Here is a 17,777-nt window from a genome sequence, read left to right as displayed (position 1 = left end):
CGCATGAATGATGTACCCGCGCTAGATATAAAAGACCTGCACAAAACATTTGGACAGAATGAAGTTCTCAAAGGGATCTCACTGTCGGCCCACAAAGGAGACGTTATCTCCATCATTGGCTCTTCCGGTTCCGGTAAGAGTACCTTTCTAAGATGCATCAACCTTCTAGAAACGCCTACCGCAGGTGAAATTTGGGTAAACGGCGAGCTTATCCAAATGAAGAACAACCGTGCAGGGGAATCCGTTCCCGCTAATGAGAAACAAGTACAGCGTATTCGTTCTCGTTTAGCCATGGTATTCCAAGGGTTTAACCTTTGGTCCCACTTAACCGTTTTAGAAAACGTTATTGAAGCACCAGTCCATGTGCTCGGTGTGCCAAAAGCACAAGCTATTGAGAATGCCGAAGTGCTGTTAAAGAAAGTGGGGCTATACGAGCGTAAGGATTATTACCCAGGTCACTTGTCCGGTGGCCAGCAACAGCGCGCGGCCATTGCCAGAGCTTTAGCTGTGGATCCCGAAGTCATGCTGTTTGATGAGCCAACCTCAGCCCTTGACCCAGAACTAGTTGGGGAGGTACTTGGAGTAATGAGAGACTTGGCAGATGAGGGGCGAACCATGCTTGTGGTCACTCATGAAATGGCCTTTGCACGTGATGTTTCTAACCATGTGATGTTTTTGCACCAAGGTTTAGTTGAAGAACAGGGAGATCCAGCTAAGCTTTTTACTAGTCCAGATTCAGAACGATTACAACAGTTTATCTCTTCTATCTATTAAGATTAATGGCTATCAATATTTTATAGGGTGGCGATGTCGTGCCTGCCCTTAAATCAACATAAAAAACACAACGAAATAAAAGACCAATCACAGGAGTATGGAAATGAAAAAGTGGTTATTGGCTGCAACGCTTGCTGCAACAGCAGTGTCTGGTGTCGCTCAAGCGAAAGAATGGAAGACGGTTCGCTTTGGTATTGAGGGCGCGTACCCTCCATTTAGCTGGACAGAAACAGATGGCTCACTAAAAGGTTTTGATGTTGACATGGCGAATGCTCTTTGTGAAGAGATGCAAGTGAAGTGTAAAATCGTTGCCCAAGACTGGGATGGTATCATTCCATCGTTGTTAGCGCGCAAATACGATGCAATCATTGCAGCAATGTCGATCACGGAAGAGCGTAAAAAGAAAGTTGATTTCACAGGAAAATACGCGCTTATTCCAAATAAGTTCATTGCAAAGAAAGGCGCAAACTTAAACTTTGACAATCTTGATGGACAAAAAATTGCGGTTCAGCGCGCGACTACACACGACAAATATCTGACTGATAACTATGGTGACAAAGTAGATATCGTTCGTTACGGCTCTTTCGATGAAGCGTACCTCGATCTTGCTAATGGCCGTGTGGTTGCCGTTCTTGGCGATGCCTCTGCTCTAGAAGAGGGTGTGTTAAATAAAGCGGGTGGTGAAGATTACGAGTTCGTAGGTCCATCATTAACGGATCCAAAATGGTTTGGTGATGGCTTTGGTATTGCGGTTCGTAAACAAGATAAAGACCTGACGAAGAAGCTTGATGCGGCGATCTTATCACTGCGTGAAAAAGGCATTTACCAAGATATTGCAGGTAAGTACTTTAACTACGATGTTTACGGTGAGTAATACGTAATATGCGTTAGAAAAGAAAGGCCGTTGGCTTGTTCCTAGAAGTCGCCAACGGTCGATTTGTTGAGTTTAGGGATTAGGAACTCACCTATGCTGGATCTACAAGGATATGAAGCCTCAATTTTAAAAGGGGCGTTAGTGACCATTGAGGTCGCTGTACTTTCTCTGCTGTTAGCGGTTGTGCTCGGAATGCTTGGTGCGTTAGCGAAACTTGCACCGTACAAATGGGCTCGTGCCATTGCAACACTCTATACCACCATTATTCGCGGTATCCCTGACTTAGTGTTGATGATGCTGATTTTCTTTGGTGGACAAATTCTGTTGAACAACAGCCTCTACTCCATCAATGAAACGTTAAACGAATGGTTTACTGCCAGTAACCCTGATCATGAATGGACGTCTTACCTACCGGATTACATTGATGTCAGCCCATTTATTGCAGGTGTATTAACCATTGGCTTTATCTTCGGCGCTTACATGGCTGAAACGTTTCGTGGTGCGATCATGGCGGTTGACAAAGGCGAACTAGAAGCGGCAAAGGCTTACGGTATGAGCTCAGTGATGTCGTTTCGACGAATCCTGTTACCACAGATGATACGCCATGCCTTACCTGGTTTCGGTAACAACTGGTTAGTGCTACTGAAAACGACGGCACTTGTCTCGATCATTGGCCTCGACGACATGGTCCGTATGAGCTCACTGGCGGCAGGAACAACCAAAATGCCCTTTACCTTTTACCTAGCTGTCGCAATCATTTTCCTATTTTTTACCAGTGTTTCTACAGGCTTACTTAAGCTAGTTGAACGCAAATTCAGTATTCATGCGAGGTAAACGATGGACTTTTCATTGATTATTGAAAGCTTTCCGGTTTACCTAGAGGGGCTTTGGACGACGGTTTGGCTTGTTGCTGTGGCGCTTGTTATTGGTTTATGTGTTTCGATCCCACTAGCGGTGGCACGTAACAGTGATAACTATGCGATAAGTTTGCCATCTTGGGCTTTCATTTACTTCTTCCGTGGTACACCTCTGTTAGTGCAACTCTATTTGATTTACTACGGTATGGACCAATTCTTCCCTGTAAAAGACACGTTGTGGGAACATGCATGGTTTTGCGCATTGGTCGCTTTTGTTCTCAATACTTCCGCTTATACAGCAGAAATTATCCGAGGTGCGATCAATGGGCTACCGAAAGGAGAGGTTGAGGCTGCAAAAGCGTATGGAATGAGTACGTTTATGACCTATCGCCGTATTATTTTGCCAAGCGCTTTGCGCAGAGCGTTGCCTGCATACTCGAATGAAGTCATCTTTATGCTCCATGGCAGCGCGGTTGCTGGCATCATTACCATTATGGATCTAACGGGAGCTGCTCGTTTGGTTAACTCGCGTTACTACGCACCATTTGAATCATTCTTGACCGCAGGCCTATTTTATATGGCACTGACGTTTATTATCTTGTGGTGCTTTAAAGTAGCAGAGAAGCGATTCCTAGCCTATTTGAGACCATTGAGCTAATCGTCGATAGATATTATTCAGATATTTAAAAGAAAGAGCGCCAATTGGCGCTCTTCATATTTTGGAAAGTCACACCTATTTGAATGTAGACCAGATAGGAGCGTGATCCGATGGTTTTTCGATGCCACGCAATTCATAATCAATGTCTGACTCAACGCACTTCTTAGAAAGCGATGGGGTTGCCAAAATGACGTCGATGCGTAGGCCGCGGTTATCATCGAAACCACGAGAACGGTAATCAAACCATGAGAAACGGTCATTAACCTCTGGGTGTAAGTGACGGAAAGTGTCTTCAAAGCCCCAATCTAACAGTGTTTGCAACCACTCACGTTCTTCTGGTTGGAAAGAACATTTACCGGTTTTTAACCAGCGTTTACGGTTTGGCTCACCGATGCCGATGTCTGCATCAATAGGGCTGATATTGATGTCACCCATAACGATAAGTTGTTCGTCATTGGTATGATGTTCGTTTAGGTAAGTCATCAAGTCTTTGTAGAACTGACGCTTGTATGGGTACTTGGTTTCGTGAGCGATGTTATCCCCTTGAGGGAAATAGCCGTTTAATACCGTTACTTTTTCGCCATTTTCATCTTCGAACGTCGCCATGATCATGCGTTTTTGATGTTCCTCATTGTCAGTCGGGAACCCTTTTTGAACGCTGATTGGCTCTTGCTTACATAGCATTGCTACACCGTAATGCGCTTTTTGACCATGAAAGTAAACTTTGTAACCCATCGCTTCGACATCTTCGATTGGGAAAGCTTCATCGTGAACTTTAATTTCTTGAAGGCCGATCACATCAGGTTGATGCTTATTAATAAGTGCTTGGAGTTGGTGCAGACGTGCGCGAAGTCCGTTGATGTTAAAGCTGATGACTTTCATTTTTTATCCTTCTCAAGGGCGAGTTTGTTCTCCAGATCGTTTTGCACAATCTTAATCGCTTTTAGTGCCGTTTCTGAGTCTATCTCGTTGGTTTCTAATAAATAGATCAGATCGACAGCAAGTTTAATCTCTGCTGGTGCATCATCAAGTGGGGATGGGGTTTTATCGGACATTACTGATGTTTTTCCCTGTAAGTGATCTGGTTTTCAAGCTTTAACAATGCGGCTTCACACCGTGCCAATCGTTGCTCGGTTGCGAGCAGGACTTTTTGGGCTTCTGCTCTGGCAAAACTCGGAGATGAATCCAGTGATCTTTGTTTGTCTAGTACCATTTCTCTCAGTCGACGAGCCCATTCCTGGTGCTGAGCCAGTTCTTGATAAAGCACATTGATAGGTTTTCGAAAGTGGCTACTGTGTTTTATTTCACCTTTGCGTATTTTTGTCGTTGAGATTTCACGCTGAATTGCAGAAATCTGTGCGACGAGCCGCTCGGTGAGGTACTCAGCTCGAAGTGCGGTAAGCTTATTTTCTTTTTGTTCACGAATAATGGCGTCGAGCGTGGCGCTGGCTTCTTTTACGCAAGGAACCAGTAAGCGAGAACGACAGTGAAATAAGCGCTCATCAAACAGTGAAACGTGGTGTTCACCCCTTTGACGATCAAGCATCGCTGCTTGTTTAGACATGTGCTCTAAGTTGTCTGAAAGTTGCTTAATGTTCATGTGAGTCCTACAAACCAAGCGTCATAGGCAAGTTTAATCGCGAGAATACTCACCACTGTGACAAATACGGGACGGATGAATTTTGCGCCAAATCGAATGGCAGAATGCGCGCCAACAAATGCGCCTGCCATTAAGCAAAGGCCCATGGTTAAGCCTAGCACCCAGTTGATGTGACCTAAAAATGCGAATGTAACAAGAGAGGTGAAATTACTCGTAAAGTTCATGGCTTTTGCTAAACCTGACGCGAGCAAAATATTAAGTCGATACAATGCCATTGAACTGACCGTCCAAAATGCACCAGTTCCTGGCCCTGCAAGACCATCATAGAACCCAATGCTTAACCCTTGGATATACTGTTTTTTATTGAGTAGGGGACAAGGTTCAGGTGTTGGGCTTTGGTGTGCCGTGTGCGGTGTTTTATGAAACACGGTATACATCGCAGCGGCAAGAATGATTAGAGGCAATGCTTTTTCAAGCCATTCAGTACTGATCGCATCAACCAATAAGGTGCCTAACGTCGCCCCAATGAGCGTTGCGACAAAGGCTCTTCCCCAGCATTGAGGTTTGAATAGGCGCTTTTTATAGTACGTAAAAGCAGCAGTAGAAGAGGCGAACGATGCGGCCAGTTTGTTGGTACCTAACGCGACATGTGGAGGCAATCCTAAAGATAGAAGGGCAGGCACGGTTAACATGCCTCCGCCCCCAGCCACAGCATCGATAAACCCAGCAACAAAAGCGACGAGCGCCAACACCAACAACATGGTTGGCTCAATCATTTCCATAAATTGTTATTCTTCTAATATTTGCTATGCCCACGAGCCAATGATGTCACCTGGGAATATTTCGTTTAAATGGCGGTAGCGAGTCAATAAGCGCTTGTCCGTAACGCTTTGTCACTAAGCGGCGGTCAAGAATGACTACTCTACCAGAGTCGCGTTCTTTACGCAGTAATCGGCCTACGCTTTGAATCAGCTTTTTACTCGCATCGGGCACCGTAATTTGCATAAACGGATTGCCACCGTTCTTTTCTATGTATTCAGAGTGGGCTTGTTCCACTGGCGACGTTGGAACACCGAAAGGTATCTTGGTAATGACAAGGTTTTCTAGTAGCTCCCCCGGCAGATCGAGCCCCTCAGAAAAGCTTCCTGTACCAAATAAAATGCTCGTTTTCCGTGTATCGACGAGTTTTTTATGTTTTTTTAGGATCTCTGCTCGAGAGCTTTCTCCTTGAACTTGTAATGCCCAGCCTCGTTTAATGAAGTCAGCGCTTAGCGCTTCGGCGACTTGGTTCATTTGCCAATAAGAGGAGAATAATACTAAGTTTGCTTTGTTGTCTTCTAAATACTTAGGCAAAATTTCAATAAGATATTCAGTAAACTGAGGTGCTTGTGGTTCATACTTCATCGTTGGTATGAGCAATTCAGCTTGGTTCTGATAATCAAATGGTGAAGCCAACGCTAAAAACTGAGTGCCGGCTTCTGGTTTTGCATCAACGCCAACTTGGTGGCAAAAGTATTGGAACGAATTGAGGGCACGCATGGTTGCAGAAACCAAAACCGCGCCGACACAACGACTCCAAATTTGCTGATCCAACTGCCATCCAATTTCTAGCGGTGAAACACTAACGATGAAATCACCTTCACGATCTGGATGCGTTTCTAACCAACGAGCAAGAGGCGCACCTTTTTCGCGAGTGGGCTCTGCCATCAGACGCCATACTTGAGCCAAGTTTTCTAATCGTTGGATGTAAAACCCTAATTCAGCCAGTGCCGGTTCTGCTAATCGAGAGGATAGCTCACCATCTTTGACTCTTTCAGCAATCAGATCGGCAATTTTAGCGACACTCTGATTCGCTTTTTTACTTAACTGTTTAAGTTCTTTCGATTGGTTCTCTAACCAAGTAGGGAGTTCACCATGCTCAAAACGATAGATGCCATCTTCAAATTGAGCGGGATCGAATTGTTTTGGTAATTGGCTTAATGCAGGAATCAGCTCTTGAATGGATTCTTGCAGATCATTACGAAATCGCCCAACGCGTTTCTCATCGGCTAAGGAAGAAAATTTGCTTGTTGCTTGATTGAGCTTTTCAAGCCAAGCGGCCGCCCCTTTGAGGCTTGCCGATGCAGAGGCGTGATCGCGCGCCACATGAGGCAAGTGGTGCGCTTCATCAAATACGTAAATGGTGTTTTCTGGCTCAGGTAATATTACGCCACCACCGAGATCAGCATCTGCCATGACAAGTGAATGGTTGGCGATGATCACGTCGTGTTTGTCTAGCTCTGCTCGTGCTTTTTGGAATGGACAACCGCGGTGTGCGGGTAGGCTGTTGTTACAGCTGTGCTTATCACTGACGATCAGTTGCCACAATCTATCATCGATTGGTTTCGGCCAAGCGTCACGATCGCCATCCCACTTACCTTGAGCTAGTGAGCGGTGCATGGTTTCCAGTAGTTCGATGTCTTTTTTCTTTGGCTTTGTTTCAAACATCGCCAGTTGACCACCGTCTGCGCCACACGCTGTTGCCAGTTTTTCTGCGCAGCAGTAACGCTGGCGTCCTTTGGCCAGAATAAAAGAAAACTCGCGATCGGTAATTCTACGAAATAGAGGCAGATCTTTGTTTACTAACTGTTCTTGCAATGCCACGGTTGCGGTTGAGATAACGACTTTACGGTTGTTATAAACCGCAACAGGAATCGCAGCCATTAAATAAGACAGCGATTTTCCAATCCCTGTGCCTGCTTCGGCAATCAGCATGCGATTGGACTTATGGTATTGCCCGCATAGCGTTTTAGCGATCTCAGCAACGAGGTAGTTTTGTGCGCGTCGTGGAACAAAGTTATCGAGCTGAGCTTGTAGATTTTGATAGCTAGTTCGAATCGATTTTTGAATGTTACTGGTTAGCATACTGGCCTCAAATGCGGTGGAAGCGAATAGTAGCACACATCACTGCACGTAATGTAGTTAGCAAAATAGAATGCTTTTGTGAAAAACATCGATCTCCATCACAAAAAAATATTAGTCTAATAAATGCGTTTGTTTATTTCATAAAGTGAAAGATTTAATGCTTTATTTTTGCTTTTCATTGAAATTAAATTTTAAAAGATTGCCTTGTTACACTTTAAATTAGTGATAATCGCTATCTATTGACACTGTCATTACTTACATTTCGTTGCATTAATTGTTTAGAACTTAATCACACTATAAGATGTAAAAATGTCAAGATAATGAAAAGTAAGAAGTTTTTTGTTTTTTGATAAGTTGGTTTAGAAAATTTGACAGGCAGAATAATCTTTTGCAATCTAGCGCCCAGATTTTGTAGGCAAGCATAAGTTGCTTTTTGTTAACAGCTTAGCCACAAAAAATAAAAAAAGGGAATCCCCAAGAGATATCCCAAACTAAGAAAAGGCAGTGGATTAACTATGAAAAAGACTCTATTAGCGCTTGCTGTAGCGGGCATCTCTACGTCTGCACTTGCAGCTGGCAACATGTACGACAACGGCGAATCATCTTTCAACATTTCTGGTGAAATCGATACGTACCTAAGCACATCTGAAAAGAAAACGACTGAAGGCGTAAAAAAAACTAACGATAAGAAAGATGCTGACATCGATCTTTGGGCTAAAATCCAAATCGACGCACAACACAAACTAAACCAAGACGTGACTCTATTCGGTTCTTTCGAAATCGAAAACGGTGAAGGTTTTGCAGGCGATGCAGACAACAAATCAGTATCAACTGATGACCTATACTTCGGTGCATACATCGGCCAAAACTGGGGTGTTGCAGTTGGTGAAATCGGTGATTTCGGTGACACACTAGACGCAATCACACTAGACATCACTAACGAAGGTTACGACCGTGGTGATGACTTCGTAAACGGCCTAGAAAGTGGCGGTCACGCAGCAGCAGTTAAAGGTAGCTTCGAGCAACTAACAGTTATCGCTGACGTTTACCTAGATCAATCTGAAAACAATGACGTAGCATACGGTTTCTCTGCTGAGTACGCGCTGAACGATATGTTCACAGTGGGTGCAATGTACCAAGACCAAGGTACTCGTTTCTACAAGAACGAAGAAACGAATAAATATGATAAGCTAGAATACAGCATCATGGGTGCATCTGCGCGTTTCAACATGAACAACTTTGAAGCAGCAGTAGCGTACATTGTTGAAGACATCAACAACGAAGATCTAGACACAATCGCAGCAGCAGCAGCATACCAAATCAATGATGCACGTCTGTACACAACATTCGGTTTCTCTGATGGCGAAAAAGATGTTGAAGGTCACTACTACACACTAGGTACTGATTACAAACTATCAGCAAACCTAAAAACTTTCATCGAGTACTCTGTAGTTGAAACAGAAGAAACTGATAAGAAAGTTGAAGGCGATCTAGTAGTTGCAGGTGCTTACTACACATTCTAATCGCTTCGCTTAGAACGATACTTAAAAGGTCGCCATTGTGCGGCCTTTTTTACATTTATTTAGAAAAGCATTTAGAAAAGCATTTAGAAAACGATATAGAAAAACGTGTCGTGATCGGCTTGCTCTCATAGCCAATAGATCGTCGTTGTTTGTTTTGAATAGTATAATGTGGGCAGCGAGAATACTCAGCGTCCTCATAGATGACGTGGATTAATTGAAAGGTATTGAACAATGAAATTAAAAATCTGGATGTCGGCATTAGTGGTTTTACTAACGTCTGGTGCAGTCAATGCGAACACAGGTGATGTAACGCTGACAATAAAGTCAAACAAAGTTGTCGAAGTCCTGTTCGTCAATGGGCAAGATGCTGACGATTTACAGAAGCCGTTTGCATTAAAGCAAGGCAGCAACCAACTCGTTGTAAAAGCAAACTTATCGATTGGTCACGGCGATAAACGCACTCAGTTTAAATCGGTACCGTACATCATTACCACAAACGTCTTGGGTAACGAATTAGAGATTGATGTGCCACGATTTAGAGACGTTCGCCAAGCGCAGCAAATGTTTGAATCTGATAAAGCAGATTGGAAAGTGCGTGTTGATGGTGAAGAGGTAGAGTTCGCTCAATACAAAATGCCGGGCAAAAAAGGCATGTTCCCATATTCAGATCTAGACCTGCAGCTTGCAGAATACAATCAAGCGCAAGGCGTTCACTTTGTAAATGGCAAAGAAGTCCAGTTAACGAAAGAAGAGATGGTCAGTACACCGACTCAGACTCAAGTCGCGACTAAAACGCATTCATCGATGACAAAGGCTAAAATTGCTTATCTAGAAATGTCTGAGAGTGAGCGTGAAGCCTTTCTTAAATGGGTTTCTCAGCAGTAATAAGCATCAATCTTTTGATTTGATTTGATTTGATTTGATTGTCAGGTTGTTAGGGCTTTCGATATACAGACATCCGTCGGTGTAGCGAAAGCCCATTTTAGCCTGAGCTTAACGAACCAAATTAGATGGTGATTTCTCGCCACTCACCAGGTTGTAGATCATTCAAGACAATGTCTCCCATCGAGTAGCGGACTAAACGCAGAGTAGGGAAGCCAATGTGCGCTGTCATACGTCTTACTTGGCGGTTTCTTCCCTCTATGATGGTGATCGCTAGCCAAGTCGTAGGGATATTGGCTCTAAAACGAACGGGAGGGGTTCTGTCCCAAATGTGCGGCGCGGGCATGAGTTCTACTTTTGCTGGCAGTGTCATTCCATCTTTTAGCTCAACGCCTTGGCGTAGTTTTTCTAAATCTTCCTCACTAGGTGCACCATCCACTTGAACCCAATAGGTTTTAGGTGATTTTGATGTCGGTTGGGTCAGCTTGGCTTGCAAGATCCCATCATTTGTTAACACCATTAACCCCTCACTGTCGCGATCGAGTCGACCAGCGGCATAAACATCTTTTACAGGAATGTAATCTGCAAGTGTTTTACGACCGTCTCCATCAGTAAACTGGCTTAATGTGTCATAAGGTTTATTGAAAATGATCACTTTACGATCTTCTGGAGCGATTCTTGGCTTCGTCGTTGATGAAGATCGGTTAGGACGAGCGTGTCTTTTTTGACCTTGCCCAGCGGTGTTGTTTGACTTTCCCGAGCGTTTAAAATGCCCCGATTTAGGTTGTTGGCTACGGCGACCTTTTTCTTGGCTCGTGCGAGATGACATGTTAACTACCTTGCAATTTTGTAAATGACTTGTGTTTGAAAGTTTTATGTTCTTCTGTTTTCGGCTATCATTTGCGCGCCTAAAACTAACAAAAGCGCACAGAATAATAGACTATTTCGTGTTAATTGTTTAATGATATAGCCAAGTTGCTTTTAGATAGGGCTGACAACACAAAGCCGCCTAAAAGTAAGCTTGGTACAAAGTGTACTCATGGATAGAGAGCCATAGAGCTCCAAACTACAAAAAAGAGTGCAAACCGCATGTGACGTTGGTGAGGAGGAATGCACTACTAACGTTAAGCACTGCGTCAATTCAACAAACTCTAGAGCTAAAGATTCTGCTCTGTTGAGTAAAAAATAGGGAAATTTCATGCCTACAGAAAAACCTACCATTATCTACACGATCACTGATGAAGCACCAGCGCTTGCAACGTATTCATTATTACCAATTATTCAATCGTTTACCGCATCATCTGGCATTAATGTAGATACTCGTGATATTTCATTAGCGGGTCGTATTATTGCGAACTTCCCAGAGCATTTAAAACAAGAACAACGTATTGGTGATGCACTTGCTGAACTCGGTGAGCTAGCGAAAACACCGCAAGCAAACATCATCAAACTTCCTAATATCTCGGCGTCAATTCCTCAATTAAAAGCGGCGATTAAAGAGCTACAGGCAAAAGGGTATGCGCTACCTAATTACCCTGAAGAGCCAAGCACCTACGAAGAAGAAGCGATCAAAGCGACGTATGACAAGATCAAAGGTAGTGCGGTAAACCCAGTGCTTCGTGAGGGTAACTCAGACCGCCGTGCCCCTTTATCTGTTAAGAACTATGCGAAAAAGAACCCACATTCAATGGGCGCATGGTCTGCGGACTCTAAATCACATGTTGCTAGCATGTCGGGTAGTGATTTCTTCGGTAGTGAGAAGTCTGTGACGATATCTGGAGCGACAAAGGCAAAAATTGAATTCGTTGGGGAAGATGGTTCCGTTAAAGAGCTAAAAGCTTCTCTTTCGCTACAAGATAAAGAAGTGATCGATAGTTCTGTCATGAACAAAAATGCACTTGTCTCTTTCTTTGAAAAAGAAATTGCAGAGGCGAAAGAGCAAGATGTATTGCTTTCCCTTCACATGAAAGCAACGATGATGAAAGTATCGGATCCGGTCATCTTCGGTCATGCAGTTAAAGTGTACTACAAAGATGTATTCGCGAAATATGGCAAGCTATTTAATGAGCTAGGCGTTGACGTGAATAACGGTATTGGTGATGTATACGCGAAGATTGAGTCTCTGCCAACTGAACAAAAAGCAGAAATTGAAGCAGCAATTCTAGCGGTTTATGAAACCCAACCTGAATTGGCAATGGTGGATTCAGATCGCGGTATTACAAACTTGCACGTACCGAGTGACATCATTGTAGACGCATCTATGCCAGCAATGCTGCGTTCTTCTGGTCAAATGTGGGGCCCAGATGGTAAGCAGAAAGACACGAAAGCAATGATCCCAGATCGTTGTTATGCGGGCATTTACCAAGCGGTCATTGATTTCTGTAAAGAACATGGTGCGTTCGACCCAACCACCATGGGTAGCGTGCCAAACGTGGGACTAATGGCTCAAAAAGCAGAAGAGTATGGCTCTCACGATAAGACATTCATTCTCGACGCAGCAGGTACTGTTCGCGTAGTAGACGCTTCAGGCACAGTTCTGCTAGAACAAGCAGTAGAAGCGGGTGATATCTTCCGTATGTGTCAGGTTAAAGATGCCCCAATTCAAGATTGGGTTAAGTTGGCTGTGACGCGCGCGCGCGCAACGGGAGCGCCAGCGGTATTTTGGCTAGATGAAAGCCGAGCTCATGACGCAGAGCTGATTAAAAAGGTGAATGCGTACTTGCCAGAACATGACACATCAGGCCTAGAGATCAAGATTCTCGCGCCAATTGATGCGTGTAAGTTCTCTCTTGAACGTATTAAAGATGGCCTTGATACGATTTCAGTCACTGGTAACGTATTACGCGATTACCTAACGGATTTGTTCCCAATTTTAGAGCTGGGTACATCGGCGAAAATGCTGTCTATTGTTCCGCTAATGAATGGCGGTGGCCTATTTGAAACGGGCGCTGGTGGCTCTGCACCAAAGCACGTACAACAAGTAGAAAAAGAAAACCATCTTCGTTGGGATTCACTTGGTGAGTTTTTAGCACTAGCGGCATCGCTTGAGCATTTAAGTACGGTGACTGGCAATGCGAAAGCGCAGGTACTGGCTGATGCATTAGATAAAGCAACAGGTGAGTTTTTGGATAACAACAAATCACCATCGCGTAAAGTTGGTGAGTTGGATAACCGTGGTAGTCACTATTACCTCGCGACTTATTGGGCTAAAGCACTAGCAGAACAAACAACCGATGCTGATCTAGCCGCAGAGTTTGCTCCAATCGCTAAAACGCTGTCCGAACAGGAAGAAGCAATTGTTGCGGAGCTGAATAATGCACAGGGCGTGAAAGGTGAATTGGGTGGGTACTACTCTCTAGATGATACGCTGGTTTCAGCGTTGATGCGCCCGAGCTCAACATTAAATGCCATTATTAAGTAACGATATTAATAAGTAGCCGTATTATTTAGTAACCATAAGCACGCTGCATTGCAGTGTGCTTTATTTTTTATTGCAGCTCTTCAATGTGCTCGCTATACCAAGCTATGGATTCTGCAACAAACAGGCTTTTCAGAAAACAATAAACCCGCTTTCATGCGGGTTTATTTGTCTTCTTATCATGTTCGCCGTATTAGCCACAACAGCCTTTGACGGTAATCCTAGAGACGAGCCTATTTAGCTTGGGCTTCTATTGGAACAACGCTGCTTGCGTGTGAGCCTTTAGGGCCTTTTTCAACCTCGTATGAGACTTGTTGGCCTGCTTTCAGTGTACGATAACCGTCCATTTGGATAGTTGAGTAGTGGGCAAAGATATCTCCATCCTCTTCATCTGAACAGATAAACCCAAATCCTTTGGCGTTGTTAAACCACTTTACTGTACCTGTAGCCATGCGTTTACATCCCTCATGCATTTGTAACTGATATTATTACTACCCCAAGCCATACCTTTAGCTTGGTATCATTGTTAGCTATCACCGACGTCATTCATTATAAATCACAGTCAGGCCTCACCAACACACGTCGAGTTGATCCACTAAAATCCCCATAGTCTGAATGACGGCTAATGACGATTTATGCATCAACACTTTCCACTTTAGTCAATGAATTTCATCAGTCAACCGTGAATTGAAACAAATAAAGCAATTATTAAAAACAAACCACCAGATAAGTTAACAATTATGAGCATGGTTTGTCTGCTCAGTGTTTCTGTATAGTTATATGTCCTGTTAAACGATTCCTGATTTGGTCTTACGTTCGGAATTTTGCCCAACGATTGGAGTTAATCACTAAATGAATAAAAAGTGTCATTTCAATAATAAATAACGAAACGTAACGTGATAAGTGTGATCTCCTACCACGGATGTGAGCTCTTTGTTTGGCTCCGTTTAATGTGAGAAAAAGGCGCGATACGGAGTGCGACTTTTGATAAAGAGGTCAATGAGTCATGTAAATTTGAATGTAACTCGAATGGGAAAAATCTTTTATTTGCGTGCCCATCAGAGGTGGATTAGTCTCTATATAAGACGAAATTTTTTATCTATCAAAGTCCATTAAGGTGCCATATCTCACTACACCATGCGGCATGCTTATGGTAGATTGGTTTTATAGGTCGAAAACATCAACCCTTTGATAAGATATCTTTAAATTGCCATGAGTAAAAATTTTGAATGGGTGACTCCGGACTCTGATCTTCTGGAGAGAGAAAGTACAAAAGTACAACCACCGAAGCTTTATAATGTTGTACTAAATAACGATGACTACACACCTATGGATTTCGTCATAGAGATACTTGAGCGATTTTTCTCTCATGATATTGATAAAGCAACACAAATCATGCTCAAGATCCACTATGAAGGAAAGGCAATTTGTGGCACATACAGCGCAGAAATTGCTGAAACTAAAGTAGCGCAAGTAACGATGTACTCAAGGGAAAATGAACATCCGCTACTATGTACTATGGAGCAAGCGTAACAAGAAGACTTGCTCGAGCAACCAAGTTGTTCTTTCGGGAGGTACTTATGCTAAATAAAGAACTAGAGTCAAGCCTTAACGGTGCATTCGCTCGCGCACGTGATAAACGTCACGAGTTCATGACTGTCGAACACCTCCTACTTGCATTGTTAGAAAATGATGCAGCTAAGGAAGCCCTATTAGCCTGTAAAGCCGATCTTGATGCTTTGCGTAACGAGCTCGATATTTTCATTGATCAAACGACGCCTCTCATTCCTGAAAGTGACGAGACAAGAGAAACGCAGCCAACGTTGAGTTTTCAACGTGTGTTACAGCGTGCAGTTTTTCACGTTCAGTCGTCGGGTCGTAACGAAGTTACCGGTGCTAATGTTCTTGTCGCCATTTTTAGCGAGCAAGAATCTCACGCGGCCTACTTGTTGAAGAAGAATGACATCTCACGCTTAGATATTGTGAACTATATCTCTCACGGTATTACAAAAGCATCTGGTTCGAATGAGGATTCTCCATCATCAGATTCTTTTGGTTCAGAAACGCCAGAAGAGGTGAATCCTGATGAGCGTTTGGAAAGTTTTGCAACCAATCTTAACCAAGTTGCAAAAGCGGGTAATATTGACCCACTTATTGGACGTGATAAAGAGCTAGAGCGTACGATTCAGGTGCTTTGCCGCCGTCGTAAAAACAACCCATTACTAGTTGGTGAAGCCGGCGTTGGTAAAACGGCTATAGCAGAGGGTCTTGCTTGGAGAATCGTTGAGGGTCAAGTGCCAGAAGTGATTCAAGATAGTGTCATCTACTCTCTTGATATAGGCTCCCTTTTAGCGGGCACAAAATACCGTGGTGACTTTGAAAAGCGCTTTAAGACCATCTTAAAGCAGCTAGAAAAAGAAGACGATGCGATTCTATTTATCGATGAGATTCATACCATCATTGGTGCGGGTGCCGCATCTGGTGGACAAGTCGATGCTGCCAACCTCATCAAGCCACTATTAAGTAGCGGTAAGTTGCGCTGTATTGGTTCTACAACTTACCAAGAGTACAGCAACATCTTTGAGAAAGAACGAGCATTATCTCGCCGTTTCCAAAAGATCGATGTAGTCGAACCGTCTCTCGATGATACGACTAAGATTCTAATCGGCCTCAAGCCGAAGTACGAAGCTCACCACGAAGTGCGTTACACCAACAAAGCATTGCGTGCGGCGGTTGAATTGTCAGCGAAGTACATTAATGAGCGTCACTTACCTGATAAGGCCATTGATGTGATTGACGAAGCGGGTGCACGTAGCCGTCTTGCTCCGGCTAGTCGTCGTAAGAAAACCGTCGGTGTTGCCGATATCGAAGCCATGGTTGCGAAAATGGCTCGAATTCCAGAGAAGTCGGTATCGTCGTCAGATAAAGATATACTCAGAAATCTTGATGATAAGATGAAGATGTTGGTTTTCGGTCAAGATGATGCAATTGATGCGCTTTCTGAGGCCATCAAACTGTCTCGTGCAGGTTTAGGCGTAGACAACAAACCAGTAGGCTCATTCTTATTTGCTGGCCCTACCGGTGTTGGTAAAACAGAAGTGACCGTCCAGCTTTCGAAACTGCTTGGTATTGAACTGCTTCGTTTTGATATGTCTGAATACGGTGAGCGTCACTCTGTTAGCCGCTTGATCGGTGCGCCTCCAGGTTATGTTGGTTATGACCAAGGTGGCTTGCTGACGGATGCCGCTATTAAGCATCCTCACTCAGTGGTTTTACTTGATGAGATTGAAAAAGCGCACCCAGACATCTTTAACTTGCTACTGCAAGTGATGGACAACGGTACGTTAACGGATAACAACGGCCGTAAGGCAGATTTCCGTAACGTGATTCTTGTCATGACCACTAACGCTGGTGTGGCGGAAACCGAGAAGAAATCCATTGGTCTGATTCAGCAAGACAACACTCATGATGCGATGGCGGAAATTAAGAAAGTATTTACGCCAGAGTTCCGTAACCGTCTTGATAACATCATTTGGTTTAACAGCCTAGATGAAAGCATCATCCATCAAGTAGTGGATAAGTTCATTGTTGAGTTACAAGTTCAATTGGATGCTCGTGGCGTATCGATGGAAGTGTCGCAAGATGCTCGTCATTGGTTGGCTCACAAAGGATATGATAAAGCGATGGGGGCTCGCCCAATGAGTCGTGTTATCCAAGAGCAACTCAAGAAACCATTGGCAAATGAACTTCTGTTCGGTTCACTCGTTGATGGTGGTACGGTTAAAGTGACATTAGTGAAAGACGAGCTTAAGTTTGAGTACTTAAGTGAGAAAGAAGCAGCGCTTCACTAAGTTATAAGTTAATAGTGCCATGTCTGTATAAAAGCGTGCGATTCATCGTGCGCTTTTTTTTGCTTACGATCTGGTGACTTAGGATGGGTCTGTAGAGCAAATTTCAGATAATAAAAAACGGAGGCAAAAGCTCCGTTTTTTATTGCATCCGAAAATCTAAGATTAACGAGCGCGGAAGACGATGCGGCCTTTAGAAAGGTCGTATGGAGTCATCTCTACTGTTACTTTATCGCCAGTAAGAATACGGATGTAGTTCTTACGCATCTTACCAGAGATGTGTGCAGTCACAACGTGACCGTTTTCAAGTTCAACGCGAAACATAGTGTTTGGTAGAGTGTCAAGCACAGTGCCTTGCATCTCAATTACGTCTTCTTTAGCCATTTAATCCTCTTTAGAAATTAGGCAATATTAGCGTGCGTATTCTGCCGCTAATTAG

General features: G+C 43.7%; 17 protein-coding genes. 9 read left to right on the top strand and 8 right to left on the bottom strand.

Annotated elements, in window-relative coordinates; genetic code table 11:
• Nucleotides 1–3: 3 nt before the first annotated feature.
• From VA249_RS09695 to VA249_RS09680, 4 genes are all read left to right on the top strand, one after another.
• Nucleotides 4–774, top strand: a complete 771-nt coding sequence (locus VA249_RS09695) for an ABC transporter ATP-binding protein (protein ID WP_128810540.1) — start codon at nt 4–6, stop codon at nt 772–774.
• A gap of 103 nt (nt 775–877) precedes the next feature.
• Entirely contained in the window at nt 878–1,648 is a 771-nt protein-coding gene (locus tag VA249_RS09690) for an ABC transporter substrate-binding protein (protein WP_221067836.1), read from the top strand.
• 93 nt (nt 1,649–1,741) lie between these two features.
• Nucleotides 1,742–2,482, top strand: coding sequence for an ABC transporter permease (locus VA249_RS09685; RefSeq protein WP_128810542.1), 741 nt, complete (start codon nt 1,742–1,744; stop codon nt 2,480–2,482).
• A gap of 3 nt (nt 2,483–2,485) precedes the next feature.
• On the top strand, nt 2,486–3,163 hold the full coding sequence (locus tag VA249_RS09680) for an ABC transporter permease (protein WP_211916547.1): 678 nt from the start codon (nt 2,486–2,488) through the stop codon (nt 3,161–3,163).
• 75 nt (nt 3,164–3,238) lie between these two features.
• Here VA249_RS09680 and xthA read toward each other — a convergent pair whose 3' ends face one another.
• Genes xthA through dinG form a run of 5 tightly spaced genes read right to left on the bottom strand, consistent with a single transcriptional unit; the run spans nt 3,239 to nt 7,667 of the window.
• On the bottom strand, nt 3,239–4,045 hold the full coding sequence (gene xthA, locus VA249_RS09675) for an exodeoxyribonuclease III (RefSeq protein WP_128810543.1): 807 nt from the start codon (nt 4,043–4,045) through the stop codon (nt 3,239–3,241).
• Nucleotides 4,042–4,218: a pleiotropic regulatory protein RsmS gene (rsmS, locus tag VA249_RS09670; RefSeq protein ID WP_221067835.1), complete on the bottom strand. Its 177-nt coding sequence runs from the start codon at nt 4,216–4,218 to the stop codon at nt 4,042–4,044. The genes xthA and rsmS overlap by 4 nt, the downstream gene beginning before the upstream one ends.
• Nucleotides 4,218–4,763 carry a primosomal replication protein gene (locus VA249_RS09665; RefSeq protein WP_221067834.1) on the bottom strand — a complete coding sequence of 182 codons (546 nt, stop codon included), beginning with the start codon at nt 4,761–4,763 and terminating at the stop codon, nt 4,218–4,220. Before VA249_RS09665 ends, rsmS begins: the two co-directional genes overlap by 1 nt.
• Nucleotides 4,760–5,545 (bottom strand): sulfite exporter TauE/SafE family protein, encoded by a 786-nt coding sequence (locus tag VA249_RS09660; protein ID WP_221067833.1) that lies wholly within the window; start codon nt 5,543–5,545, stop codon nt 4,760–4,762. The genes VA249_RS09665 and VA249_RS09660 overlap by 4 nt, the downstream gene beginning before the upstream one ends.
• Before the next feature lie 46 nt (nt 5,546–5,591).
• A complete protein-coding gene (dinG, locus tag VA249_RS09655; RefSeq protein ID WP_221067832.1) occupies nt 5,592–7,667 on the bottom strand; it encodes an ATP-dependent DNA helicase DinG in 2,076 nt (691 codons plus the stop codon).
• Between the two features lie 515 nt (nt 7,668–8,182).
• Here dinG and VA249_RS09650 point away from each other — a divergent pair.
• Complete coding sequence (locus tag VA249_RS09650) at nt 8,183–9,190, top strand: porin (RefSeq protein ID WP_221067831.1); 1,008 nt, start codon at nt 8,183–8,185, stop codon at nt 9,188–9,190.
• A gap of 231 nt (nt 9,191–9,421) precedes the next feature.
• A complete protein-coding gene (locus tag VA249_RS09645) occupies nt 9,422–10,075 on the top strand; it encodes a DUF2057 family protein (RefSeq protein ID WP_221067830.1) in 654 nt (217 codons plus the stop codon).
• Nucleotides 10,076–10,196: 121 nt separating this feature from the next.
• Here VA249_RS09645 and VA249_RS09640 read toward each other — a convergent pair whose 3' ends face one another.
• Nucleotides 10,197–10,901: a pseudouridine synthase gene (locus VA249_RS09640; RefSeq protein ID WP_221067829.1), complete on the bottom strand. Its 705-nt coding sequence runs from the start codon at nt 10,899–10,901 to the stop codon at nt 10,197–10,199.
• 369 nt (nt 10,902–11,270) lie between these two features.
• Between VA249_RS09640 and VA249_RS09635 the strand changes: the two genes are divergently transcribed.
• Nucleotides 11,271–13,493 (top strand): NADP-dependent isocitrate dehydrogenase, encoded by a 2,223-nt coding sequence (locus VA249_RS09635; protein ID WP_221067828.1) that lies wholly within the window; start codon nt 11,271–11,273, stop codon nt 13,491–13,493.
• 230 nt (nt 13,494–13,723) lie between these two features.
• Here VA249_RS09635 and cspD read toward each other — a convergent pair whose 3' ends face one another.
• A complete protein-coding gene (gene cspD / locus VA249_RS09630; RefSeq protein WP_164837158.1) occupies nt 13,724–13,942 on the bottom strand; it encodes a cold shock domain-containing protein CspD in 219 nt (72 codons plus the stop codon).
• 760 nt (nt 13,943–14,702) lie between these two features.
• On the opposite strand from cspD, the gene clpS reads away from it, so the two are divergent.
• Both clpS and clpA read left to right on the top strand, forming a co-directional pair.
• Nucleotides 14,703–15,023 carry an ATP-dependent Clp protease adapter ClpS gene (gene clpS, locus VA249_RS09625; protein ID WP_128810552.1) on the top strand — a complete coding sequence of 107 codons (321 nt, stop codon included), beginning with the start codon at nt 14,703–14,705 and terminating at the stop codon, nt 15,021–15,023.
• A 47-nt stretch (nt 15,024–15,070) separates the two neighbouring features.
• Nucleotides 15,071–17,341: an ATP-dependent Clp protease ATP-binding subunit ClpA gene (gene clpA, locus VA249_RS09620; protein ID WP_221067827.1), complete on the top strand. Its 2,271-nt coding sequence runs from the start codon at nt 15,071–15,073 to the stop codon at nt 17,339–17,341.
• Between the two features lie 162 nt (nt 17,342–17,503).
• Here the strand turns inward: clpA and infA are convergent, their stop codons facing one another.
• Entirely contained in the window at nt 17,504–17,722 is a 219-nt protein-coding gene (gene infA / locus VA249_RS09615) for a translation initiation factor IF-1 (protein WP_001040192.1), read from the bottom strand.
• Nucleotides 17,723–17,777 lie beyond the last annotated feature (55 nt).

The organism is Vibrio alfacsensis (genome assembly GCF_019670485.1).
GTDB classification, from domain to species: Bacteria; Pseudomonadota; Gammaproteobacteria; order Enterobacterales; family Vibrionaceae; genus Vibrio; species Vibrio alfacsensis.
The sequence above is the reverse complement of the archived record's forward strand: the minus strand, read 5'-3'. Positions and strand labels throughout refer to the sequence as shown.